This is a genomic window from Ruegeria sp. G5 (assembly GCF_056533365.1).
The window spans coordinates 56,247-82,310 of the sequence record NZ_JBQFOK010000011.1 but is presented as its reverse complement, the minus strand read 5'-3'; the positions used below and the strand labels follow the sequence as shown (position 1 = coordinate 82,310).

At 54.5% G+C, this 26,064-nt stretch carries 19 protein-coding genes and 2 pseudogenes; 7 read left to right on the top strand and 14 right to left on the bottom strand.

Annotated elements, in window-relative coordinates; genetic code table 11:
• The first annotated feature begins 67 nt into the window (after nt 1-67).
• Nucleotides 68-1,780 (top strand): sensor histidine kinase, encoded by a 1,713-nt coding sequence (locus ACR0BD_RS17465; protein WP_480832323.1) that lies wholly within the window; start codon nt 68-70, stop codon nt 1,778-1,780.
• A 35-nt stretch (nt 1,781-1,815) separates the two neighbouring features.
• Nucleotides 1,816-2,790 (top strand): SphA family protein, encoded by a 975-nt coding sequence (locus ACR0BD_RS17460; RefSeq protein ID WP_480832321.1) that lies wholly within the window; start codon nt 1,816-1,818, stop codon nt 2,788-2,790.
• 318 nt (nt 2,791-3,108) lie between these two features.
• Here the strand turns inward: ACR0BD_RS17460 and ACR0BD_RS17455 are convergent, their stop codons facing one another.
• The 13 genes and pseudogenes from ACR0BD_RS17455 to ACR0BD_RS17395 all read right to left on the bottom strand — a co-directional run bounded on the left by ACR0BD_RS17455 (nt 3,109) and on the right by ACR0BD_RS17395 (nt 17,717).
• Nucleotides 3,109-4,098 carry a quinone oxidoreductase family protein gene (locus ACR0BD_RS17455; protein ID WP_480832319.1) on the bottom strand — a complete coding sequence of 330 codons (990 nt, stop codon included), beginning with the start codon at nt 4,096-4,098 and terminating at the stop codon, nt 3,109-3,111.
• 146 nt (nt 4,099-4,244) lie between these two features.
• A complete protein-coding gene (locus ACR0BD_RS17450) occupies nt 4,245-5,162 on the bottom strand; it encodes a dihydrodipicolinate synthase family protein (RefSeq protein WP_480832317.1) in 918 nt (305 codons plus the stop codon).
• Nucleotides 5,163-5,310: 148 nt separating this feature from the next.
• Nucleotides 5,311-6,189: an SMP-30/gluconolactonase/LRE family protein gene (locus tag ACR0BD_RS17445; protein ID WP_480832315.1), complete on the bottom strand. Its 879-nt coding sequence runs from the start codon at nt 6,187-6,189 to the stop codon at nt 5,311-5,313.
• An 8-nt stretch (nt 6,190-6,197) separates the two neighbouring features.
• Nucleotides 6,198-7,703, bottom strand: coding sequence for an aldehyde dehydrogenase (NADP(+)) (locus ACR0BD_RS17440; RefSeq protein ID WP_480832313.1), 1,506 nt, complete (start codon nt 7,701-7,703; stop codon nt 6,198-6,200).
• A gap of 13 nt (nt 7,704-7,716) precedes the next feature.
• A complete protein-coding gene (locus tag ACR0BD_RS17435) occupies nt 7,717-8,871 on the bottom strand; it encodes a fumarylacetoacetate hydrolase family protein (protein ID WP_480832311.1) in 1,155 nt (384 codons plus the stop codon).
• Between the two features lies 1 nt (nt 8,872).
• Entirely contained in the window at nt 8,873-10,354 is a 1,482-nt protein-coding gene (locus ACR0BD_RS17430) for an aldehyde dehydrogenase family protein (RefSeq protein WP_480832309.1), read from the bottom strand.
• Nucleotides 10,351-11,322, bottom strand: coding sequence for an ABC transporter permease (locus ACR0BD_RS17425; RefSeq protein ID WP_480832308.1), 972 nt, complete (start codon nt 11,320-11,322; stop codon nt 10,351-10,353). The genes ACR0BD_RS17430 and ACR0BD_RS17425 overlap by 4 nt, the downstream gene beginning before the upstream one ends.
• A gap of 3 nt (nt 11,323-11,325) precedes the next feature.
• On the bottom strand, nt 11,326-13,188 hold the full coding sequence (locus tag ACR0BD_RS17420) for an ABC transporter permease subunit (RefSeq protein ID WP_480832306.1): 1,863 nt from the start codon (nt 13,186-13,188) through the stop codon (nt 11,326-11,328).
• Nucleotides 13,185-13,871 (bottom strand): annotated as a pseudogene (locus ACR0BD_RS17415) (ATP-binding cassette domain-containing protein); the annotation flags it as partial. The pseudogene ACR0BD_RS17415 and the gene ACR0BD_RS17420, both read right to left, overlap by 4 nt.
• 327 nt (nt 13,872-14,198) lie before the next feature.
• Nucleotides 14,199-14,630 (bottom strand): annotated as a pseudogene (locus tag ACR0BD_RS17410) (ATP-binding cassette domain-containing protein); the annotation flags it as partial.
• Nucleotides 14,631-14,694: 64 nt separating this feature from the next.
• Entirely contained in the window at nt 14,695-15,882 is a 1,188-nt protein-coding gene (locus tag ACR0BD_RS17405) for a CaiB/BaiF CoA transferase family protein (RefSeq protein ID WP_480832305.1), read from the bottom strand.
• Between the two features lie 31 nt (nt 15,883-15,913).
• A complete protein-coding gene (locus tag ACR0BD_RS17400; RefSeq protein ID WP_480832303.1) occupies nt 15,914-16,699 on the bottom strand; it encodes an enoyl-CoA hydratase-related protein in 786 nt (261 codons plus the stop codon).
• Nucleotides 16,700-16,769: 70 nt separating this feature from the next.
• Nucleotides 16,770-17,717, bottom strand: coding sequence for a substrate-binding domain-containing protein (locus ACR0BD_RS17395; RefSeq protein WP_480832301.1), 948 nt, complete (start codon nt 17,715-17,717; stop codon nt 16,770-16,772).
• A gap of 336 nt (nt 17,718-18,053) precedes the next feature.
• On the opposite strand from ACR0BD_RS17395, the gene ACR0BD_RS17390 reads away from it, so the two are divergent.
• The 5 genes from ACR0BD_RS17390 (at nt 18,054) to ACR0BD_RS17370 (ending at nt 25,082) form a co-directional block, all read left to right on the top strand.
• Entirely contained in the window at nt 18,054-19,685 is a 1,632-nt protein-coding gene (locus ACR0BD_RS17390) for a GMC family oxidoreductase (RefSeq protein ID WP_480832299.1), read from the top strand.
• A 12-nt stretch (nt 19,686-19,697) separates the two neighbouring features.
• Entirely contained in the window at nt 19,698-20,714 is a 1,017-nt protein-coding gene (locus tag ACR0BD_RS17385) for a LacI family DNA-binding transcriptional regulator (protein WP_480832297.1), read from the top strand.
• Nucleotides 20,711-21,286, top strand: a complete 576-nt coding sequence (locus ACR0BD_RS17380) for a DUF1349 domain-containing protein (protein WP_480832295.1) — start codon at nt 20,711-20,713, stop codon at nt 21,284-21,286. The genes ACR0BD_RS17385 and ACR0BD_RS17380 overlap by 4 nt, the downstream gene beginning before the upstream one ends.
• Before the next feature lie 17 nt (nt 21,287-21,303).
• Entirely contained in the window at nt 21,304-22,488 is a 1,185-nt protein-coding gene (locus tag ACR0BD_RS17375) for a glycoside hydrolase family 88 protein (RefSeq protein WP_480832293.1), read from the top strand.
• A gap of 851 nt (nt 22,489-23,339) precedes the next feature.
• Nucleotides 23,340-25,082 carry an adenylate/guanylate cyclase domain-containing protein gene (locus tag ACR0BD_RS17370; protein WP_480832291.1) on the top strand — a complete coding sequence of 581 codons (1,743 nt, stop codon included), beginning with the start codon at nt 23,340-23,342 and terminating at the stop codon, nt 25,080-25,082.
• A 150-nt stretch (nt 25,083-25,232) separates the two neighbouring features.
• Here the strand turns inward: ACR0BD_RS17370 and ACR0BD_RS17365 are convergent, their stop codons facing one another.
• Nucleotides 25,233-26,018 carry a DEAD/DEAH box helicase family protein gene (locus tag ACR0BD_RS17365; protein WP_480832289.1) on the bottom strand — a complete coding sequence of 262 codons (786 nt, stop codon included), beginning with the start codon at nt 26,016-26,018 and terminating at the stop codon, nt 25,233-25,235.
• Nucleotides 26,019-26,064 lie beyond the last annotated feature (46 nt).

Sequence of the window (26,064 nt, the reverse complement as noted above, 5' to 3'; positions counted from 1 at the left end):
CACGATCACGATTTTCCTCGCATTCGAGCTCTTGCCTTTGCCTCGACATGTACCAGCAACTACTGAAATGGAATTTGGGCAAGAAGGTGAATGGGCGCGGGTTTCCTTGCCAGACAATTGGCGGTCCTTTCCAGCACGAACAAACACCGAAGGCATTTACAGGTTATCAATTGATCAGCCGGATCGATCCGGAGACTGGGCAATTTTCATACCCAACCATTCGGGCCAGATCAGTGTCAAATTGAACGGGATCGAACTGCTGCAAGGCGGTTCGTTCAGTGGTGAACTGGCCGCCGATCAGGGTGTGCCATTCTATGCCCCTTTACCAATCCCAACCGGCCACCCCGGGCCTTTACCGCTAGAGATCACCTTGAAACCCGGCGGCCAACTGATCGGGTTTCTGAGTGAAATCTATCTGGGTCCGGCCGATCAGTTGAAACCCAGTTTTGACTGGTTTTTTGCCCGTGCTGTCATAATCCCGATTTTGGTGTTGGTCTGGCAAATACTTCTGGCCGCTTTGTTGTTGCTGCTGTGGGTGTTTCGGCGCCAAGAACGCGCGGCCCTGATTTGCGGGCTTTTGCTTTTGTTCAGCGGCGTACACGGTTTGCCAATCTTGCTGCCCAGCCAAATCGGCCTGACACAAGCGGTAACCATGTTTGGTCTTGTGACGAACTTCTGGTTATCTGTGCTGGGGCTGCTGTTCACTTATGAACTATCCGAACGACGTTTTCCGTTCAAAGAAGCCTACATTCTTATTCCACCGGCAATCGCGACACTCGCCTTCCTGCTGCTGCCAACACCTGTATTTCGCTATGTGGACTTGGCGTTGGTCGTGCCGTTCAGCCTGATTGTGTCAGCTTGGATCGTGTATGTCCTGGTTCGCGCATCGATCTGGGAAAAACGCTGGGAAGCTCAGGTTCTTTCTATTTCAATCCTTGGCGCTTGCAGCCTCGCCGTGCACGACACGCTCGTGCTTATGAATGTGACCCCAAATTGGAATTTTCTACATTTCCGGATCGTCTATCTTCTCATCTTGCCAGCTTTGAGTTTGATATTTGCGCTCCGTCTGATTTCCTCAATGAACCATGTTGAGACACTTGCGAATACGCTTGAAGACAGAGTTCAACAGAAAGAAAACCAGCTGCGCGAGGCCTTTGAGCGTCGAAACCTGTTGGAAGGAAAGCAGGTGCTTGACGAGGAGCGCCGTCGCATCATGCGAGACATGCATGATGGCCTTGGCGGCCAGCTTATGTCCATTATTGCGATGTCCGGCAATCGGGATGCGCCACCTGAAGCAATCGAAAATTCGGCGCGTGCTGCGCTGGACGATCTGCGTACAATGATCAACTCATTGTCCGTTGATGAAGACATCACGGGTATCCTTGGCACTTTTCGAGAGCGTGCCGAACAACAACTGTCGCTTGCCGGTATGGAACTGGATTGGAAGATGGTCGAACTTCCTCCAATAGAAGGACTGACCCCAACCAGCGCTCTGCATATTCTGCGCATTCTGCAAGAGGCGGTTACAAATGCCGCTAAACACTCGGGTGCCACCAAAGTCACAATTCGCTTCGCGATTACCGAAGCTAAGTGTCAAAGACTGCGTATTGAAATCGAAGACAACGGTCGCGGATTACGCCCAGACGCGCCGAGCGGACAAGGCTTGAAGAACATGAGGGCCCGCGCCGACAGTCTAAACGCAGAGCTTTCGGTCGACTTTGCAAAGCAAGGAACAATTGCTTCGCTGTCGATTCCAACATGTCTAGGGTCGCGAGGGTAAAACGAAGCGCAATTGTGTGAACGGTGGTAAAGAGTGTGAAATTCAGATTTGTCCTGTCATTACTATGCGGTTTGATTGTTCCATCCACCCAATCGTGGGCGGTGGAAGGCAGCACTGCCGCCGGCCCGATCGGAGGGTCGGACATTCGAGCCGCCCAACTTCCACCACCCGGTTTTTACGGGTTTGGCGTTGCGGCATATGGAGAATCCAACAACTTCAATGACGGTCAAGGCAGATCAATTCCCGCCTTGGACGGGCTAGAGCAGACAATAACCAACGGAGGTTTGGGCTTTCTCTACGTACCCGATCAACAAGTCCTAGGAGGTTCACTTGGTTTCGTGGGCTTCGTCCCATTCGGTCAAAATTGCGGACGCTTGTTCGTCACAACCCCCTCAAGATGCAGCTCGGGCCTTGGGGATCCATACATCGAAGTAAACTGGTCCAAGCACTTTGGCACCGTTAGAGCTTCACGATACCCGGGGACATATCCAATTTCGCAGGGCCTCACCTTTCAACTTGGTCTAGGTGTGGTGATACCCGTCGGTCAATACAGCGCGTCTGATGCCGCAACAAATGGAGTAACCATCGGGAACAACATTTGGGACATCGCACCGATGATCGCCGCCACATACACGACACCCGCGATCATCGCGGATGGGACCGAGTTCAGCGCAAAGGTATATTGGAACAATTACCTCGAAAATCCAGAAACCAACTACAAAAGCGGCTCACTGTTGAATATCGACTTCGCTGTGACCGAGCGCATTGGGCGATTTCAAGGCGGGGTTGCCGGATTTTATGCAAAGCAGTTGGAAAACGACCGGCAGTTTGGCCGAGCTGTGCAACCAGATGGCCGCCGCGCGGAAGTACTCAGTCTCGGTGTTGTCGCTGCATATGACATGCCAAAAAGCGGAAGCGCTCTGAAGTTCAAGGCTCTGTCCTCTGTACATGGTAAAAATGTCGTAGACGGGTTCGGCATTTCAATAACCTATTTTCGAAAGTTCTTCTAAATACGGAGCCAGAAGTTGAATCTTAGTTTGGACAAAAGTAGTCACTGACGGCCCATACCTGCCGTTGACCATTACATCCTAGTGCTACGGTGCGGCCCGCCAGACCGGGCTTTCGCTGCGCTGCCGAAATCCTGACCCATTAGAATTCACGCATCGCGGACTCTGCTGCCGTAGCCAGTATAAAAACGAATGGCCGCTGTGCATGCTTCGCGCTGGCGGCGAAAAACGGCAAGGCTGGGAAAAGCATTCCGCACGTGGATCACCGGTTCTTCACAAGAGTGAAGACAGTGGCTGCCAGCGCATTTTGGCCATCTTGGCTCAAGGAAATAGCACCGTGGCACCGAGCGTTGCGCCAGACTCGATTGCCTGATGTGCTTTCACAGCTTCCTTGAGGGGGTATTCGTAGTTGATGTTGGCGTCGAGAACACCCTCGGCTATCGCTTTGAAGAGGTCACGGGCCGTCCATTCGAGATCCGAGCGTTTAGCCACGTAGTGCATGATTGCGGGCCGGGTGATGAACAGTGATCCACGCCTTCCGAGATCTTGAATGATATCTATAGGATCCGGCGGACCAGAGACATGTCCATAGGCCGCGCAAACGCCCATGAGGCGCAGACAGTCGAGGCTGTCTTGCAATGTGTCTTTACCAATTGCCTCGTAGACCACGGCACAGCCTTCGCCATCGGTAACGTCACGTACAACACTGACGAAGTTCTGTTGTGATCGAACAACCGGATAGTCGCAGCCCGCCGCGCTCGCAACTTCTGCCTTTTCTGCAGTAGAAACTGTACCTACGACAGTCGCGCCCAGAGCCTTGGCCCATTGGCATAAAATTAGCCCCATGCCCCCGGCAGCTGCATGAACGAGGATCGTATCACCAGGCTGAACAGAATAGGTGCGATGAAGGAGGTAGTGTGCAGTCATGCCTTTCATCAGAAGAGCAGCGACTTGCTTGTCATCCAGCCCGTCCGGCATGTGCAGCAGTTTATCAGCAGGATAGTTGCGACTCTCAGAGTAACTTCCCAGAGGAGGTATGCCGTAGGCAACGCGGTCACCTGTCTTGAACTCCGTAACACTATCCCCCACGCCTTCGACGATGCCAACGCCTTCAAAACCGATGACGACCGGGGGCGCGTCCACCTTCCAGGGATGCGATATCCCGCCACGATGATAAGTATCGGCAAAGTTCACACCCACTGCGGTATGCCTCAGGCGTACCTCGCCGGGGGCCGGATCCGGCAGGGGCCAGTCCTGCCACTGCATCGCTTCTGGTGGACCCAGTTTGTGGATTACTTGCGCCTTGTTCATCATCTCCTCCCAGACTGGTCAATCAGTATGTCGCGACAGCTTGCTCCTCAGAGGCATGATTTGGATTGCACGCGTTTTTCACTTCGCCTTCTTGCGGCGATGACAAACGTCGAGGCCATTTGGAACCATTCCTATCCTGGTCCATCTTATTTGACGTCTATCAGTTCGTTCAACTGACCTATCTCATACTCACTCAGCGAAACAAGCGGAGGTCGCACCAGAGCGTTTGGAACATAGCCCTTGAGACAAAGGACTTGTTTCATTCGATTGTGCATATCCAGAAACGGGTCCGAATAGAAGGCTTGTTGAAATGGATAAAGCTTGTCGTTGACCTCGCGCGCGCCAGTTAGATCGCCGTTCCGAATTGCTTCGAACAGCGCAACGTGAAGCGGCGCGACAACGCTGCCAGCCCCGGACAGAAGACCTGCGGCACCCAATGAAAGAGAGCTCATCAGCCAAGACGAATGGGTTGTAAGCACATTCACAGGGTTTTCACGCGACTGAAATTCGCGAATGTGGCGTTCATGACGTTTCGGATCGTTGCACCAGTCCTTTATTGCTTTGACAGTCGGAACTTCGTCAAAAAGCCGCTCCAACCCTTCGAAGGTGAAATGCAGGTTGGACTGCACGGGGTAAACAAAGGCGATGAGCGGCAAATCCGTAGCATCAGCAATGTACTTGAAATGCTCAATTGCCATCTCTGGCCTCAGATACCCTCCCATGCCAAGAACGTTCGACGGGAAGACAAGCAAAGCCGACGCACCTGCTTTCTCCCACGCTTTCGCCAGTCTGGCCGCTTCGAGAGAACCATCTGCATATACGCCCGAGATGATCGGGACACCGTCACCCACCTCGTCCAGCGAGAAGTCGAGAATGTGGGCCTGTTCATCGAACGTACAGCTTCCGACTTCTGAGGCGTGGCCATTTACGGTGATCGCTGAAACACCCTCAACTTTGGCAACATCTGCCAGGTGTTTTCGGCTGCTTGCCTCATCAATTGACAGGTCTTCGTTGAAGCACAGCAAAGTGGCCGGGATTACGCCCGCCAGCGATATATCACTCACATTAAACTCCGCCAGTATTCGATTTCTACAGGTTTGATGCCGGCCTCTGAGTTACGTTTCATTCGGCGATCAATAAGGCGAAGCTGGACACGGAACCGTCGCCAAACAGCAAAGAGACCCCTTGGTTTTTGTCGCTTGTTCATGCCGGTCAAGCTCCGAACCTGGGCTCTGGAACACCTTGGATCCCAAGGCCCCGAACGGCGAAGAGCGAACCACGCAAAACACCGTCTCCGGGAAAACGGGGCAAAGGTGGTTTTGCCATTGATGTAACGTAAAGTACGTCCATGTTTGGCCCGCCAAAGTTCACGCTTGTGACTTTCTTCACGGGCATGTCGATCACACGATCGATGTCGCCATCAGGAGTATATCGCACGAGTTTTCCGGCATAAACCTTGGCGTTCCAGAGAAAGCCTTCGGCATCCACCGTCGAGCCATCGGCTCCTCCACCATCCGAAGTGTCGAGCGTTGCAAAGACCCGTCGGTTCGATATTGTTCCTTGGGCAAGATTATAGTCATAGGCCCATATTTCGCCCGCCCAGGAATCCTGAAAATAGAACGTCTTGTCATCAGGCGAGAAACAAGGGCCATTTGAGACGACAAAACCCTCGTCCAGTTTCTGGATGCTGAAATCAGGATCAAGGCGATAGAGCGCCCCAGACGCTTCTTCCTCGCCCATTTCCATTGATCCCGCCAAGAAGCGACCAAGCCTGTCAGTCTTGCCATCGTTCAATCGGTTGTTTGGTTTGTCTTCTTCAACCGATGCAATTGTTTCCACATCACCGGTTTCGAAATCCAGTAAGCTGAATGTGTTATCCAGCAGAATAACGGCACCTGACCCATCTTTGCGGAGCGACAGCGCACCGACCTTGCCGGGCACGTCCCAGGCTCTGATCTCGGTTCCATCTGCCGTGCAGGAGAATATCCGACCGTCCGCCAAATCGACAAAGAACAACCGCTGCAGATCGACGTCCCAGTGTGGGCCTTCACCGAGAGTGGTCTTTAGATCAAGAAGAACGTCGATCTGCATGAGTATTCCTATCCTATGGCGTCTATTGGCAAGATGCTATCTGGCATGGCCTGGTAGCAGACAGGGCGAAGCCACCGGCGGATTGAGAGGGTCCCGACCGAGGTTGCGCCGAAGTTGGTCGATGCCGGGTACGGACCGCCGTGAACCATCGTGTCACTGACTTCGACACCGGTCGGGAAGCCGTTGGCGAGGATGCGTCCCGCTTTGCGCTCAAGGATTGGAACAAGCGATGCTGCCAAGTCGGTGTCGCCTGCATCCATCTGCAATGTTGCGGTGAGCTGTCCGACGAATGTCCGCGCAGTAGGTGCAAAGTCCTCAGGCGATGGTAGGCGCACTACAATGCCAAGTGGACCGAAGACTTCCTCGGCCAAGTGCGGTGATGCCGCCCATGTGTCCAATGTGGTTTCGAACAGATAGGGTGATGCCGCGCGCCCCTCGCAATGGGTGCCTATCACTTCACGCAGGCTTTCAATCCGTTGGACCTGTGCTGCCCCCTGACGATAAGCTTCAGCAATGCCATCCGTCAGCATGGCCTGTTCATCAGTGGCGGCAAGTGCCTCTGCGGCGGCGGCAATGAACGCATCCGCCGCGCTGTCTTGGATAAAGACAACACCGGGATTGGTGCAAAACTGGCCAGCACCCATAGTCAACGATCCGGCCCATGCCGCACCGATATCAGCCGCACGAGCTTTGGCAGCTTCTGGAAGCACAAACACCGGATTGATGGAGCCAAGCTCACCAAAGAACGGGATCGGCGTAGCGCGGGCCGCACATAGATCAAACAACGCACGTCCCCCACCGAGAGAGCCCGTGAAGCCTACGGCATTGATCAGCGGGTGCTGGACCAGAGCCTCGCCGACATCGCGCCGGCCTCCCTGGATCAGGGAGAATACGCCTTTCGGCATATCGCAAGTCTCTATGGCTGCGGCGATGGCTTGGGCGACAATTTCGGATGTTCCAGGATGCGCCGAATGCCCTTTCACGATGACCGGACAGCCCGCCGCCAAGGCACTGGCGGTGTCGCCCCCAGCGACCGAGAAGGCAAGCGGAAAGTTCGAGGCTCCGAACACCGCTACAGGCCCGATAGGACGCTGCACCATACGCAGTTCCGGACGTGGCAATGGCGCACGATCTGGCAACGCTTCATCATGACGGCGATCAAGATAATCCCCGGCCCGAATGTGGCTGGCAAAGAGGCGCAACTGGCCCACGGTACGTCCACGTTCGCCTTGTAGCCGCATTTCTGGCAGACCAGTCTCTGCGCTGCCTACTTCAGTGATGGCGTCACCACGTGAGTCAATTTCGTCAGCAATCTTTTCAAGGAAAACTGCGCGGTCTTCGCGCGACGTTGCACCGTAGATCTCAAATGCGTCTTCCGCAGCCCGAGCAGCTTGGTCGACCAAGGCAGGGGTGCCTACCGAAAACTCATTAGGTTCACCGGTCACGGGTTGCGATGAGAAACGCCCATCGGTTTCAACCCAGTTTCCTGCAATATAGTGTTTGCCAGTCAGCATTTAGGTAAGTTCCTCAAATCAGGTGGCGCGCGGCCAGATTGCGCATGAGGGCGGAGGGGCCAAAGGTCCAAGGCATACACTGTCCGCTTTTGCGAACATCGTTCACCAGCGTGCCAAGGCCGGTCGCAGAAATCTCAACCCGGTCGCCCATCTTGTGTGTGAAACCTTCGCCCGGGACGTCCCGGTCATCGGTGGGAGCAAAAAGCGTCCCGAGATACAGCATGAAGCCATCGGGGTATTGGTGGTTTTCATTGATGGTTTGGGCCACAATATCTGCCGGGTCACGGCTGATTTCAGACATCCGTGACTGTCCGTTCAGCACAAACCCGTCCTGACCAGTGACAGTCATCGTCAACTCGGCGGAACGGACATCATCCAGCGAATAACCGTCATCGAAAAGACGGATGAATGGGCCAATGGAAGCGGACGCGTTGTTGTCCTTAGCTTTGGACAGAAGCAAAGCAGAGCGGCCTTCGAAATCTCGCAAGTTCACATCGTTGCCAATGGTGGCCCCTTGGATAGTGCCCTTGCTGTTTACAGCCAATACGATTTCGGGTTCTGGGTTGTTCCAAACTGATTTCGGATGAAGCCCGACCGGCGCCCCCCAACCCACGGCGGAAAGTATCTGGGCCTTGGAAAAGACCTCTGCATCGGGTCCTATGCCAACTTCCAGATATTGCGACCAAAGACCTTCTTTGATTAGGGCCTGTTTGACCTTTTCCGCTTCATCTGAACCCGGTCTGATGTTTGATAGGCTGGCACCGATCAGATCGCCGATGCGAGAGCGAATGGCCTCCGCAGCCTGCGGATCGCCAGCGGCACGTTCTTCAATAACCCGTTCGACCATCGACCTCGCGAAAGTGACGCCGGCAGCTTTGACCGCTTGCAAGTCGTTCGGCGCCAACAAGTGCATTTGAAGCGAGTCACATTCAGCCGCAATGCTGTCGGCTTCAAGCTGGTTCAGCGATGAAAGATGTTTACCATCTGCGGTTTCAAGATAAGCCGCTGGGGCATCCATCTCCAGTAGATCACGCATGGTAGGCACCTCTCGCGAGGTGATGTCGAACAGACCTCCATCGCGCAAGGCGACCAACACTGGCCCGACATTCGGCACCCAAACACGACCTACGAATGAACCGGAAATCCCCTTCAAATTCGAACTAACCATGTCAACCGATCCAATGCTCGCGATCACCCAAAGCGACATGGATCGACTTGGTTTCCATATATTCCTCGACACCCATCATGCCGCATTCCCGGCCCGTTCCAGATCGCTTGAACCCACCCATGGGCTGTTCAGGCCCACCTACGATAGTTGTGTTCACCCAGCATCGGCCCGCGCGCATCTTGCGGATCACGCCAAGCGCTTTGTCGATGTTTTTGCTCCAGACAGAGGCTGCCAAGCCGTAGTCCGTGTCGAGCGCAATCGATATGGCTTCTTCCACGGTTTCGAAGGTCATCACCGACACAACCGGTCCAAAAATCTCGTCCCTTGCAATTGCCATATCCCGCGTGACGCCGGAAAAAACGGTGGGCACTATGAATTCGCCACCCGATGGCGATGTGGTGTCGCCGCCGGTATCGAGTGTTGCGCCTTCTGATTGCCCTTTTTCGATATAACCGAGGATTTTGTTGAAGTGCTGCGGTGTGACGATCGCACCCATTTGCGTATCCGGATCAAGCGGATCACCGATTTTCACCCGCGACAGTTTTTCGATCAGCTTTGTCTTAAAATCTTCGGCAACAGATGCTTCAACAATCAGTCGGGACCCGGACACGCAGCATTGGCCAGCGTTGAAGCAAAGCCCAAAGGCAACACCATCCACCGCGTCATCCAGGTTTGCGTCCGCGAAAACGACCTGTGGGTTCTTCCCACCCAGTTCTAACCCTACTTTTTTGAGATTTGATTTGGATGCCGCAAGCACGCGTTCACCCACGGCAGTAGACCCGGTGAACGAGATCATATCGATGTCCAGATGGTTCGACATGGCTTCGCCAACGACGGGGCCGGTACCTGTCACCACGTTGTAAACACCGTCGGGCAAACCTGCCTCGGTCAGAATGTCGGCGAAGATCAAACTGGTGGTCGAGGTCATTTCGGAAGGCTTCAGAACAACCGTGCAACCAGCAGCGAGAATAAAGGGCAGACGTTCTGCGAGCACGATAAACGGGAAATTCCAGGGCGTGATCAGGCCAACGACGCCGATTGGCTGCTTGGTGACAAGTCCAATCATCCCCTCGCCATAGGTGTTGTGGGTCTCTCCTGTCACCATGCGAGCCATACCAGCCGCTGCTTCATAGTGATCTGCGGCTGCTTCAATCTCAGCCTTGGCCTGGCTGATCGGTTTTCCGGTTTCCAACGTCTCCCAATACGCCATCTCATCCAGACGGTCGCGGATGCCCTGTGCAGCTTTGATTAGAATACGGCCGCGTTCTGCGCCGGGGGTTTCACACCAAACTGCCTCGAACGCTTCACGCGCGGCTGCGACAGCAGTATCCACATCGGCTTGCGTGCACAGCGCAACTGAACTCACGACCACGCCATGCCCTGGGCTGACCCGTTCCAAACGCTCTCTGTTGCTGCCCTCTTGCCAAGTGCCGTTTATGAAAAAACTATTTTCTCGAATGCTAACCGGAAGTGTCTGTGTCATGAGTTCACCTTTGTTGAGTTGGGGCGAAAGCGTTTGATCAGGTCCTTCAAATTGCCGCTGGAATAGCTGGCGACGGCGACCGCCAAGACGATACCAATCACGATCCGCTGCCAATAAGGGTTGACGCCGAGAAGGTTGAATGCGTTCGCCATCATGCCGATGATTAGCGCTCCGCAAAGCGTGCCAACGACTGTTCCGATGCCTCCCATTAGAGAAACACCACCGATCGCAGCAGCAGCGATTGCATCTAACTCCCAGCCGATACCTGTTCGTACGGCTTCGCCCGATTGCATGCGCGCGACCAGCATGAGGCCTGCGAACGCGGACAGAAAGCCACTGATCGCGTAGGTAATGATCTTCACTCGCGCGACATTGATGCCCGCAAGGCGTGCGGCCTCTTCGTTACCACCGACCTGATATATCTGCCGACCAAGATCGGTGTAGCGGAGGAAGAAGATGGAAATCGCACATGCGACGAAGAACAACACGGCGGGAACTGGCAGCCCCAGGACGACGCCGTCAGCGAGCAGAAACAGCTCATCAGGCAGTGTTCCGAATATCGGACGACTGTCCGAGTAGACCATGGCGATACCGCGAACAATAGCCATTGTGGAAATGGTCACGATGATCGGTTGAAAGTTGAAAGCTGTTACGAAATAGCCGTTCAAGACACCCACAAGAACTCCCGCGAGAAGGGCGACGTGGATGCCCACGATTGGCGGTAGCGTTGCGGAAAGCCCTGCAATCAGAACCGATGACAGCGCAACAACCGAACCGACCGAGAGGTCAAGCCCTCCTCCGATAAGCACAAAGCACATTCCAAGCGCGACAAATCCCAAAAGCGACGCCTGCTTCAGAATATTTGTCAGATTGCCCGTGTCGAGGAAGGTTGGTGAAAGGACGCCAAACACCGCCGCCATTAGAACCAGCACCACGACGAAGGGGTATGTTCTGAAGAACTTAGTCATTTCTTATTCCTCCACCGTGATGTTTTTCACGATGCCGAATTCCAGCACGTCGAAGCTGCGTTCGATGTCGAGATCCAACTGGTACTCTCCGGCTTGGATGGCTTCCAATGTCGCCGTTATGGTCATCGGCTCGGCGATTTGCCCATATGTCCAAGCGCGCCTGCCCCAGAACTCTGTGTTTGAGCGCGGGTTGGGCGAAGCCTTTACGAGTTGAAACCCTTTCCAGAAGTTGAGCGCCGTCATGATCGAAAAGTCAGCAGCCTGATCGCCATTTGGCTCAACCAGTATTTCGATGTCGAAACGCTCGCCCAACTTGACCGTTTCCGGCAGGATCACACCGTCCGCTGTCACAACAACCGGTGCATTTTCTGGGATGCCACCGCTTTCGGCCGCTTCGGCTGCGGCTTGCAGTTGTTCCAAATACACCCTGCCTTCGCGTGTTGCATCGGTGTCTGGAAATCCAGCCTCGAGAAGTGCGAAAACTTCCTCAAACTTTTCGCCATCCCCGGTTTCTTGCAACAGGGCGACATAGTTTCTGAGAATGTCAAACTTCATATCCTCGGGGATCGCGCCAGATGTCACCTCTTCCAATAGGGTCGCATAAGATGTTTCGGCCAGGTCGAGGTCACCCCCACCTCGAGCGGAATTCGCGATACCAACACGCGACAGGAGCGCATATTCGCTGTCGGGAAACCGTTCGATCACTTCCTCATAGAGCGGGATCGCGCGGTGATAGACGCGTGTTAGTTCCAGATTGTTAGCACGGGTGTACGGCGCTTTTGCCAAGTCGATTTGAAACAGCGGTGAGACCGTCGCATAGAGTGTCCCGTTGAGGACCACGAGCAACGCCACCAGTGCAGCAAGGGGCTTAAGCCATGTGTTGAACCCACCCAATGCGGGGATAAAATCCCGCCATTTCAGGCTTGATGCCCCACGATCGCTGATCGCTTGAAGCATCACGGCCAGAATGATGATCGCGCCTTTTGCCACTTGTTGCCAGGCGGGGTCGACACCAAGCAGGTTGAACAGGTTGGCAACGATCCCGATGATCAACGCCCCAACAAAGGCGCCCCAAACGGACCCGCTGCCACCTCGAATGGACGTACCTCCAATGACTACGGCTGCAATGGCGTCCAATTCCCAAAAGATACCAGCTTGTCCCGGCTCGCCGGATTCCATCCGACTGGTCAAAACCAACCCGGAAAGCCCAGCAAGTAAGGCACAATACAGGTATGTCTTGAACTTCACGCGGCTGACGTTGACCCCAGAAAGGCGCGCAGCCGTTTCATTTGCACCAATTGCGTAGACCTCGCGGCCAAACACGCGCCATCGCATGATGTACCAAGTCAGGATCGTGACGGCCAAAAAGATGACAGACGGCACAGGAATGCCGAAGACAACACCGCGCGACAGGATCATGAAGACGTCAGGATAGTCAGCATAGATCGGCTGGCCACCGGTGTAGACCAAGCCGGCCCCGCGCGCGACAGTCATCAACACAAGTGTCGCCACAAAGGGCTGCAGCCCAACCCAGCTCACCAACGCACCGTTGGCGAATCCAACGGCCAATGCGACAAGCAGCGGCACAAGGATAAACAAGATGAAAGGCGCATCTGCGACCCAGAAACTGGCCGCAACCGCACCGGTAAGTGCCACCACTGAACCCACAGACAAGTCGATGCCGCCGCCAATGATCACCACATTCATCCCGATCGCGATGATCCCGATCAGCGAAGCCGCCCGGATCACGTTCATGATGTTTTCAAGTGTCCAGAAGTGTTCAGACACAAGTCCGGCCGCCACCACCAAAGCGACGAGAATGACAAAGTTCCCACGGGACACAAAGGTTTTAACGGCACCCATCATTGGGCTGCTCCTGCTTCGGATTTGCCCATCGCGTTCAGCATGATCCGGTTGAGATCATAATCTCCGCGTTCATAGGTGTTGGTGACGTGACCCAGATGCAGACATACGATGCGGTCACAGACTCTGATCAATTCCTCGATGACCGAAGATATGATGATCACGGAATTGCCTTGCGCCGTAAGATCCCAGATCAGATCGAAAATTGCCTCTTTCGCGCCGATGTCGATGCCACGAGTCGGTTCGTCCAGTAGGTAGATGTCGGTTCCAGCACCCAGCAGTTTGGCCAAAACCACCTTTTGCTGATTGCCGCCACTTAGATTGCCTACGGGTTGTGAAAGGCTGGCATATTTGACGAATAACTTCTCGCAAAGGTCCTTTGCGGCTGCGTTTTCCTTGCGCAGGTTCAAACCCAATGGTCCGACGTGATCCGAAAGAGACGGCAGCGTTGCGTTCTGTCCGATCGGCATAGACAGAACCAGCCCTTGTGTCTTGCGATCCTCCGGCGCCAGTCCAAGGCCATAATCAAGCGCTTTTCGCGGATTGGAGACGTAAGCGACAGTGCCGTTGATCTCAATTGTGCCGCTGTCCAGGTTGTCCGCACCAAAAATAGCACGCACCAGTTCGGTACGACCGGCCCCCATAAGGCCTGCAATCCCAAGCACTTCGCCGCGATGCAATGTCAGATCAACCGAGTTGATATCCGGTGCACGGGTCAAGCCTCGCGCCTGCAGAACCACCTCCTCCATTTTAACCATGTCGCGGTGACTGTCGTCGTAGGTTTCGACCGCATGGCCCAACATCATCTCAACAAGCCCAGCCTCAACTATCTTGTCTATGTCCGACGCGCCAACGTAGTCACCGTCCCGCAAAACAATGAGCCGGTCGCAGATTTCGAAAATCTCGTGCAGGTGGTGCGTGATCAGAATGACTGCGATACCTTCGGCCTTGAGTGACCGCACGAGGTCAAACAAGCTCGCGACTTCTTCTTTTGAAAGTGATGCCGTCGGCTCATCCATGATCAGCAGCCGAGACTTTCGGCTCATGGATTTGGCAATCTCGATCAGTTGTTGTTCCGCAACGCTCAGATCACCAGCCTTTGCATCCAGCGAAGCCGTCAAGCCAAGCCGTGTCAGAATCTCTCGGGCCTCGTTGCGCATCGCGGTCCAATCCAGAATACCGCCTTTCTTCTTGAGGTGTCCGAGAAATACATTCTCGACGACGGACAGCTCCGGCACGATCATCAGCTCTTGATAGATCGTGCAGATACCGCGTTTCTGGGCGTCGAGTGGTCCATCGAATTGCACGGGTTTGCCATCGAGGCGCAACTCACCCTCGTTTGGCTCAATCGCCCCTGCCAGAATCTTCATTAACGTTGATTTGCCTGCGCCGTTTTCCCCAACGACTGCCACAACTTCTCCGGCGTCAATGCTAAAGTCCACATCCTTGAGTGCTTTCACCCCCGGATAAAACTTGCTGACGCTTCTTGCTTCCAGAAGCATAAATTGTTCACCCCAACCCTATAGCGCCTTTTTCGGAAAGCGCCTTTTGTTCTTCTTGGCTCAACCCCAGATCGGTTAAGATTTCGCTGGTTTGAGCCCCCAGTTTTTGCGGTGCCAAGGTCACCGGCGCGGTTTCTCCATCATAGCGCACGGGATTGGCCACCAACGTGATCTCTTCGCCGGTCCAAGCTTCGACCTTCATCAGGTCTCCGTTATGGAGTTGCTGAGGATCATCAACGAGATCATCGTAGTCGTTCACCTGAGTGAACCAGATATCGCGTGCCTCGAAAATCTCGGCCCACTCCGCAAAGGTTTTTGCTTTGAGTTTGCCAGCGAAGAATTTTGAGATTTCCTCGCGCCGTGCATAGGCTTCATTTTGCTCGGCTTTAAACTCACCTGTCGCACCGATTGCTTCAAGCATGAGAGGTAAGTTGCCAAGGGACAATCCGATATAGCGGTCCGCCGTCTCGTAGATTCCGTAGGGAGCCTCATGATACCAGCTGCCGACATGGCTGGGCTGCTGCGATCCTTCGGGTTTGTCCCCGTTGAAATAGCAAACCAGCGATTCAGCCTGAAGGTTGAGCGCGGCAGAGAACAGATTAACGTCCACTCGGCCACCTACACCCGTACGAGCCTTTTTGACCAAAGCACCAAGGATGCCTGCGGCAAAGATCATCGCGCCGTGATGATCAATAGCAGAGGTACCCACAAGCCGCGGCACCTCACCTTCCTTGCCGGTGATCCAGGCTAACCCTGACAAGGATTGAGCGATCATGTCTTGACCCGGTCGGTTGACATATGGGCCATCCGGTCCAAACCCACTGGCAGAGGCAAAGATCACGTTCGGGTTCATTTCTTTCAAAGCCTCATAGCCAAGGCCAAGTTTGTCCATGACGCCCGGTCGGAAGTTTTCGGCGACCACATCGGCACTGGCCGCAAGCTTTTTTGCGATCTCAAGCGCATCAGGGTCTTTCAGATCGAGGCACACGCTTTTCTTGTTGCGATTTGCAACCAGTTCGAGGGTTGTTTCACCGCCCGCTTTCTTGGCATCACTTCCGCCCCAGTGTCGTTGAAATGCACCCTTGATTGGCTCAATCGCTATGACCTCGGCCCCCAAATCTGCGAGGAATTGGATGCCCAGAGGTCCCATGAGAAAGTGGTTGAAGCTGACAATTCGAATACCATCGAGCTGCATGATTTAGGTTCCTGTTTCTGTGCGCTGTTACTTATTGATCTTTGAAATCAGGTGCGCGTTTCTCGAAGAAGGCATCCAAACCCTCTTTTTGATCTTTCGTTGTGAAAGCCAATGCAACGTTGCGACGTTCCCGTTCCAGTCCCAAGGACAAAGGCAATTCATCTGCCGCCTTGACCGCATCTTTCGCCAAACCAAGGGCCATTCCAGAATGACGCGCGATCAACTCAGCAATTTCTCGTGCCCGGCTTTCGCATTGATCATGTGTGACAACCTCGGACACCAAACCCAAGGAAAGAGCGGTATTTGCGTCCACAGCTTCCCCAGTTAGGATCATCTGCATGGCGGCATATTTACCCACAAGCCTGCGCAAACGCTGTGTCGCTCCGTCACCAGGAATATGCCCCAGTTTAATCTCGGGTTGCCCGATCGTCGCTTTCTCTGAAGCTACAACCACATCGCAGAGCATCGCCAACTCGTGACCTCCGCCCAGACACATACCGGTTACGGCTGCGACCATCGGAATTCGTGTCGTTTCCAGAACCGACCAATTTTCCATCCGTGTCCGATTTTGGATCGCAACGATCCCGTCTGCCTGCATTTCCTTTATGTCTGCGCCGGCCGAGAAGAACTCTGGCCCGCCCGACAGGATAATGCAGCGAATATGACCGTTCGCTTCAGCCGCTCGGATCTCGTCTGCAAGCAGCTGCAGCATCTCGTTGTTTATGGCATTGCGCTTTGAGGGTCGGTTTAGCCGCAAGCTGACGATGTTGTCAGACAAAGCGGTTTTCACCACCGTTTTATCGACGGCGTCGGACATAGACTTCTTCCAGAGATTGGTGGGAAAGCAGGCCCCCACCATTTAGGAGGGGACCTGAATTTATACGCGCTTAGCGAACGTATTGGGAGTCAGGGTCGTAGAAGTCATCAACGTTTTCGGCAGTGATGACAGGTGTTTCCGTAATGATCCGTTTCGGGACGGACTCGCCTTTCAAGACCCGCACGGCCATGTCCAAACCAAGTGAACCGCCGGTCGCATAGATTGCGGTGGCTTGCAGCCAACCGTCTTTGATCGCCTCGAACGCCTCGCGCTGACCGTCAACGCCGACCAGGAAAACTTCGCCCGGTTGGTAACCCGCTTCTTTGAGCACGTTGATCGCACCCAGAATCATCGGGTCGTTGTGGGCGTAAATCACCTGGAATTCGCCCTTATACTTGGTCAGCCAGTCTTCCATGATTGGAATGGCTGGTGCCAGATCATAGTTGGCAGGCTGCGCATCAAGCCGCTCTGCGCCGCCTTCAATTTGAGCTGTGAAACCCTCATGGCGCTGAATCGTCGGGGTTGCGCCGGGAATGCCCTCCAGTTCCAGATATTTGAAGTTAGCTGGTGCGTTTGCTTTGGTGTACTTGCCCAGCTCATCGCCGATCTGGAGGTTGTTGCCGCCGATGAAAACGTCGTAGTCCTCACCCACGATTTCCCGGTCGAGCACAACCAGCGGAATGCCAGCTTCCTTGATCGCCTCAACAGCGGGGACCAGAGCCTGTGCTTCACGCGGGCTCATCATGATAAGGTCAACGCCGCGCGAGATCAGGTCTTCAACATCGGCGATTTGTTTTTCGTTCGATCCACCCGCATCAGTGAAGATGAATTCCTTGATCTCAGGGTACTTCTTCGCCTGCGCCTCAGCGGATGTCACCATGTAGGCCCGCCAGGGGTGGTCCATCGTGTCTTGGCTGAAGCCGATCGTCCAACCCTCTGCCGCGGCAGAGCCCGCTGCCAGACCGAGACCCAGCGCTGCGGTCGAAAAGAAAGACAGAAGTTTCCGTCTGTTAATCATGATTTCCTCCCTTAGGAATTTGATTTTGCGCCCTGTCAGCTCGCCTGCTTGTCCCGATTGACGCACGATGCTCCTCCCAAAGCAAACAAGCGATCACGAATCGACCTGACGCGATGACCCTACCAATTCGATTTCATCAGTCAACTAAATACTAAATTTTTTACTAAACACTATTGGATAAAAAACCCCTATAATTCGGCAAATATCTCCGCTTTTATTGAGGTTTTCTGTGATTATTTCATAGCTAAGTTGATTTTGTTTACTAAATTTCTTGCGCACAGGATGAAGTGTTTCTATACATCTGAGAAACTCTTCACGATGGGAGGCGTGTTCGAGATGTATGACTACATAATTGTTGGCGCTGGATCAGCAGGCTGTGTCCTGGCGAACCGACTGTCTGCGGACCCCGACAACAAAGTGCTCGTCCTCGAGGCGGGAGGTCCGGATAAAGACCCGATGATCCACATGCCGGGCGGGTTTGCCATGTTGCAAAAGCCAAGCGCCAACTACTGCTACTCGACCGCTCCGCAGAAACACCTCAACAACCGAGAACTATGGTTCCCGCTCGGGAAGACCCTCGGGGGCTCCAGCTCAATTAACGGTATGATCTACATCCGGGGACAGAAAGAAGACTACGACAGTTGGGCCGAAGCTGGAAATGCAGGTTGGTCCTACGAAAACGTGCTGCCTTATTTCCGCCGCGCAGAGAATAACGATACAATAGCTGATCAATATCACGGAACAGACGGGCCGCTCCGGGTTTCCAATCAAAGATCTCCACACATCATCTGCAAAGACTATATTCGAGCGGCGCAGCAAGCGGGCCATAAGCTGAACCCGGACTTTAATGGGGATGATCAGCTTGGCACGGGTTTGTACCAGGTGACACAGCACGAAGGTCGTCGTGCGTCAGCCGCAGTTTGTTACCTGCATCCGGCAATGAAGCGATCGAATCTGACGGTTATCACGCACGCTCAGAGCAAACGGATCATCGTGGAGAACCGCCGCGCTGTTGGTGTTGAGTACATCAAGGGTGGCAAGGTCGAGACGGTTCGGTGTGATCGTGAGGTGCTTATCACATCGGGCACAATCAACACAGCAAAGCTACTCCTGTTGTCAGGCATCGGCCCGACCGACGAACTTAAGACCCACGGCATCGACATGCAGCATCACATGGATGGTGTAGGCAAGAACTATCAGGACCACCTGAATACTTACGTGGTTTGTGATCTGCAGAAACCGATTTCGTACGATGGGCAGCACAAATTCCCCCAAAATATCAAACATGGCATCCAATACGCGCTCTACAAAACCGGAGCGCCGACGTCTCCTGTGGCCGAGGGCGGCTGTTTTATCGACGTGCATGGCACAGGTCGTGCCGACCTTCAGACGCATATCCTCCCCGCGTATGTGGTCAACGGCGCAAGGACATTTGTCCCCGGCCACGGGTTGACGATCAATACGTGTCACATGCGGCCAACAAGTCGGGGCGAAGTTACCCTGCGCTCGGCGAACCCGGATGATATGCCTGTTATCGACCCGAACTACCATGACACCGAATTCGACCGCGACATGTCGGTGCAGGCCGTACGACATGTGCGCGAGATCCTGGCGCAACCGGCGATCGCCCAACATATCAAGCGCGAGCGCTATCCAAGCAAAGATGCGACAACGCCGGAACAAATACTGGAATACGCGCGCGAATTTGCGTCGGTGGATTATCACCCAGTTGGCACTTGCAAAATGGGCACAGACGACATGGCCGTTGTCGACCCAGAACTGAAGGTACATGGTCTTGAGGGCCTTCGCGTATGTGACAACTCAATCATGCCCTACCTCAACAGTGGAAATACCAACGCACCTGCGATTATGATCGGCGAGAAGGCGGCAGCCATGATTTTGGGCGAACCGCCCCTGCATCAAGAGGTTCCAAAAAGAACATTCTTCCCTGCCGCCGAACCAGCATAGTGGGGCGTCAGGATGGCGGGATCGAAAAAAGTAACACTCAGGGATGTCGCGGAAATGGCGGGGGTTTCACCCGCCACCGTATCCCTCGTCGTTCAAGGAAAGGGCAACCTGAAGGACGAAACCCGCCAAGCCGTCATCGAAACGATTGAGGCTTCAGGTTATGCTCGCAAAACCCCCGTCATAAGAAACTCCAAGGGCCGACAGTTCGCTCTGGTTGTCGATGATATCTCCAATCCTTACTTTCACGAGCTATACGAAGGTCTGGACCAGGTTCTTGTCGATGCAGGCGCATACACATCTATTCTGTCATCTCATGACTCTGTGGAGCGTCAAAGCAAACTCCTAAGCGATCTATGGAACTCAGATATCGCAGGCGTGGTACTTGTGCCTGCGACTGGCACCACTCATGTGGATCTCGCCGATTTTGAGAACCGCCGCCGCCCGCTTTTCATGGCAGTCCGCCGCATTGGAAAAACGCCTTTTGACTACGTGGGCGCCAACCCAATGGTGGGTATGCAACTTGCCACAGAGCATCTCGTCGCTCTCGGTCATGAGAAAATAGGCTTCATCGGGGGCTATCAAAAGAACTTTGCGTATTCTGAACGCTATGCTGGTTTTGCCTCTTCGTTGATGAGCCATGGGCTGGATCTTCAGCAAAACTACATTCGCAACGGGGGCTCGACGCGAGATTTCGGTCGCATTGCGGTTGAAGCGCTACTGGAAGGGGAGGACACACCAACTGCTCTGATCGCCTACAACGACCTTGTCGCAATTGGCATGATGGACGCAATCAGTGCCGCGGGGCTCACGGTCGGAAAAGATCTGGCTGTTATCGGTTATGACGACATTCCCGAAGCAGCTTTACAGCCCGTGCCACTGACATCCGTCGCGACCCCAGCCGCGAAACTCGGTGAGATGGTGGGGCAAGCCCTGCAAAACTGGTCGCTTGATCGAAGCGATGGCAACCCCCTGGACATCACGTACCCGCCCAGGTTGGTCGTACGTGAAAGCTGCGGAACTGCACTATGACTGACCTATTCAAGGGCAGCTGGCTCAATCCACCTGCCGATTGGGCGCTTGAAGACGGTACTTTGCACGTCACGACGGGCGCAAAAACCGATTTTTGGCGGCACACGCATTACGAATTTGTCCGTGACAGTGGGCATTTCTGGCAGCTTTCGGCACCCAAGTCTTTCACGGCCACACTGACCTTCGAAGGCGATTACGAAACGCTGTACGATCAAGCCGGTGTCATGCTGCGGGTGGATCATGAAAACTGGATCAAGTGCGGGATCGAGCACTCGGACGGCATGACCAATTTCTCGATAGTTATAACACGCGGCAATTCCGACTGGTCCGTGGTAGGCCAGCCCTTGATATCGGGTCCGCAAACGGTTCGGCTTACGGTGGAAAACAACGCAGTTATTGCTCATTTTCTGACGCCGGACAGTACGTGGCAACTGATGCGAGTGGCCGATTTCCCCATGTCAGACAAAGCCATGATTGGCCCGATGGCCTGCTCACCGGAACGAGCTGGTTTCAAAGCTCGTTTCATCAACTTCACACTCTCATCTCCAATCGAAAATCCGCTACACGGATAAACAAGAAAGACAGCAAAATGTCAGACATTGTGGCTCCTCACATCACCAAAGCGCTCGACCTGATAGCGAAGAAGACACTTGAAGACGAAACCACCATTGGTGCTGCGTTTCCCTATGTGACGCATCCTGACGGGTCATGGGACACAATGTCCGTGAGCATTTCTGCAGGATATACCGGAGAAAACTGGAGCCACGGCAACTGGTTCTGCGGGTTTTGGGTTGGCCTGCTGCTAACAAGTTACCTGCACACTGGCGATGACAAGTATCTCAAACTTGCTGCCGATCGCATGGTTTTGGTCGAAGAACGCGCCAGCGATGGAAACACACACGATATCGGCTTCATTTTCCTCAGCTCCGCCATGCCGTTTTACCGGATTACCGGTGATGAACGTCATCGTGCGACGGCATTGCGCGCGGCCGACAAGCTGCGATCGCGACTGGTCGTCACCGAACGCGGCTCTTACGTGTCATCCTGGGGTCCGATGACCGACCCGCGTGGTCGCGCTGCCTCAGCTATCGATACAATGGCGAATATTCCTTTGCTCTACTGGGCTGGCAAAGAGGTCGACGACGCAAGTTTCCGTCTTGCTGCGGAAGAACACGCCAAAATGACGATGCTGTCTTTCAACCGTGACGACAACACCCAGTTCCACGCCGTTGAATACGACACAACGACCGGCGAACGCCTCCGCGGCTATACGTTCCAAGGCGCCCATGATGACAGCTATTGGTCTCGCGGAACGGGCTGGGCTGTTATGGGGCTTGCAGTCACTGCTGCCAACTCTGGGAATGTTGATTACCTCAACCAGGCAATCGCGATTTCTGAAAAATGGTTCGAAGCCCTCGGAGACAAAGCCGTACCGCCCTACGACTATGACGCGACTGGCGCTGACGTGCCTGAAGATTCCGCCGCAAGTGCGATCATGGCTGCGGGTCTGCTGGACCTTGCCGATTTGCACCCTGACGAAAGCGTTGCCGCCCATTGGCGTGGAAAGGCAGAGTTCTTGATCAAGGGACTTTGTGAGGGTTATTTGGCGACGGAGGATGCCCATCGTGGCATTCTCAAGCACGGTTGCTATTCGGAGCCGCACAAGATCGGCCCGGACGCCGCAGTGATGTTTGGAGACTACTTCTTCGCCGAAGCCCTGAACCGGGTCGCGTTTCCCGGCAAGTTCATCGAGAAATATGAGAGGCTATCATAGTTCTCGAAAGACCAATTATTGATGAATAAGGAGCATTGGTTGCGTGGCAATCAGTGCTCCCTTTGTCCGAATTTCGTGAGGCCAGCCAGTCTCTGGTTTTCCCCTCGCAGCGAATGGCGCGTTCCACGGGCCTCGCAGCAGCATCGCTTGCAAAGCTCAATGTCGGGTCAGGGCCGCCCTTACATACGCCAATGCCAGCAGTCAGAGCTTTACTGCTACTCGTGCGAGGCGCAGCATTCGGAACTATGGGCTCTGAACCGCCGTTGGAGCGTATGCAGCACCCACGGGCGCGCAGCCTGAAATTTCATCGAGGACGGCCCCATACCGGACCTTGGCCAAGGGTCATCATTGCGGCAGCGCGGCCCGTTAGACAGGACATTCGCCGCAATAGCGAAATCTCGGGATCTTCAAATGGGAAAGTCGCGGGACGTTGCCGCCATCCCCATTTTCACCCCAAAGGACCGTAGTCAGCTCGTGAACACGGGTCCTATTGTTGTAATTGCACAGCAGCAGACCAAGCGGCCGCAGCTCCTATCCCGGATAACTGTAGCGGCTTGAGCGCGAGATCATCGGCGTATTCGGCTCAGATTATTTGAGACCCAAAATCCCTGACGACGGACAAGTCGCATTCCCCATTGTTCGCACTATTGACTGGAGGCAGCCCAAAGCGGACATGGCACAACTCAAGGCGAGGACAACTCGGCTGTTTGTCCTTAAGCTTTTCGCTCAGACTTATCGGAGTGTTTCCCTACGTTGAACTCCGTTTAAAGCAAGGTCAGAATTCACCCCTGTGCACTTTCGCATGGTCTAAACACGTAGCGACCAGTATGAAACAGAAAGGAGGACAACACGTGGAGCGAAAGCTGGCGGCCATCCTGATCGCTGACCTTGTCGGCTTTACCGCCCGGATGGAGCGGGACGAAAAAGGCACGCTCGAAGTCCTTTCAGCGTACATTGACGAAACCGCTGTTCCGCTTGTCGGTCGACATCACGGACGCATCGTCAAACAGATGGGTGATGGTCTGCTCGCCAGCTTCGACAGCGCCGTCGATGCCGTGTCCTGCGCGGTTGAATGGCAGAACTCGCCAGCGATAGGCTCCGACCCGCTTCGCTTTCGCATCGGTGTCACTCTTGGGGACATTATCATGCGCGACGGAGATGTTTTCGGTTCCGGTGTGAACCTTGCGTCGAGGTTGGAGCGGCTTGCCCCGCCCGGCGGTGTGTTGGTGTCGGACGCTGTTTATCGTGTGGTCGGGAACCGTATACCGGTCGATTGGGAGGATGCTGGTCAGCACACGGTAAAGAACGTTGCCGAACCGGTACATGCTTGGCGCATTGGCGGGTCAAGCGCAGTATGCGGTGAACCGCCTCGGCCTGAATCATCAGGAAAAGCCACTATCGCTGTCTTGCCTCTAAACAACATGAGCGGTGACCCCGAGCAGGCCTTCTTTAGCGACGGGATTGCCGAAGACATTATTGTGGGCTTATCGCGTTTTCGGACACTTAAGGTCGTTTCCAGAAATGCGTCTTTCAGGTTTCGGACACAGGACACAGATCCGGCCAAAATCGCGGAGGCTCTTGGCGCAGATTACCTGGTTGAAGGCAGCGTGCGAAAGGCCGGTAGTCGCGTGAGAATCTCGGTACAACTTGCTGATGCCCGTACGGGCACCCAACTCTGGTCGGATAGATTTGACCACGAACTGGAGGACGTTCTGGCGGTACAAGATGAGGTGGCCCGAAATATCGTCGCAGTGTTGCCGGGCAGGGTCCAGCACGATGTCGTCGACCGTTCGACACAGAAGCCAACGGATCAGATGAAGGCCTATGAACTGATGCTCAAGGGTAAAGCACTACGCGACGGCTTGAACGCACGAGATACGGCCAAGGCGAGAGCGTTGTTGGAACGAGCGGTCGCGCTCGATCCGACCATCGCGCGATCTTACATGTATCTTTCGGACACATATGTCATAGACTTGTGGCTTGGTCTGGCAGACGCTGACGCACCGGCCCACACGTTGAAAATCGCCCGAAAGGGCGTGGCACTGGATAACCGGGACGTCTACATTCAGGACCAGCTTGGGTTTGCTTATCTCTGCGCCGGACTGTGGAGCGAGGCCGAAGCGCAATTCAACAAGACACTTTCCATGATAGAAAGCGAGGCGGAGTCGATGGCTTGGTGTGGCTATGCTTTCCTACTGCTCGGCCAGCACGAAAAGGCGCGCGACGTAGTTTCGAAAGCTATGACGCTGGACCCGCTACATCCGCCTGCCATCGACTGGATTATGGGGCAGGTCGAATTTTTCAACGGTAACTATGAAGCAGTGCTTGGTTTTCTAATGGGAGCAGCGCGGCTTAACTCGCTGGCCACTGCCTTTGTCGCTGCGTCTTACGCGCAGCTCGGACGAGCGCGAGACGCCTCCGACGCGTTGCGAGAGTTCGTCACCGAACGTCACGATGAGTTCACAAGTCGAGGTATTGTGGTTGAGGATGACACGGTCAATAGCCTTGCCCGCGGGTTTCGGTCTATGTGGCGGCGACCGGATGATTTTGAACGTCTTGCCGGTGGGTTACGGGCGGCAGGTTTGACCGGCTGACACCGACATTAACTCGTTTGTCCAAACAGCGCGGCCTCAATGACGCGTTTCTCTGCGCTTTGTTTTTTTCGGCGGCGCGAACCCAAAGCGGACAAGCACAGTTAGACTTTGCAGTTTCCAAGACGCCAAAGAGCGAACTTTTACACGAGGCTATACCCGATACCAGTTTTCAACGTCTCGGGTAGCTTCCTCGACTGTAAAAGCAGCCTCTACCTCTGCGATTACACACCGAACTTCATCCGGGCTTGCATCGAGTTCAAAAATACTCGCCCCTAGATCATGGGCTGACCCGGCAACTGAATAAATCGTATCGACCCCAATTCTGATGGCGTTTCGGTGTTGCAGTAGGTGCTCAAAAAACCGCACATAAATCATCTCCTCGTACGGAGAATGACTGTCCGCTTCAGAGATCAAACCCAATTCTGCGGCCTTGGCACACGTCAAACGCCAAGCCAGTTCCATTGTCGATGGAGGCGCATCTCTGGCCTCATCAGGATGTTTTGGGTTCGCAAACGTAGACCTTCGGAAGGCTTCGAGATTGGCACGCAAGCTCTTTGTAGGAACGGGATAGATGAATGTGGTTTCCTCGGATGCTAAGGCTGGTTCAACCTGATCCAGCTGCGCCTGGATGAACTCGGAAAACCTGTTTCCGATGATAGGGACTTCTCCGACAATTAAGTCTGTGGGGTCGGTATTCTCCGCCAGCCATCGCGCCAGTGCTCTCCGACCCCACAGCCCGGCAGCCTTTCGGATCAACGGATGAGTGCCATCCGAAACATCGGGATACCTAGCGAGTAGATCTTCGGTCTGAAACGCCTCGAGACCTGTATCCCAACGCATAATATGCACGCGACGTCCCAAGGAGACCGAAATGGATAACTGCTGACGCAACAGGAAAGACTTTCCTGATGCTGGTAATCCAGTGAAGAAAACCATGCGGCAACGACGTGCAGCGTCGGCCAGGTGTCTTCCAATCTCAGTG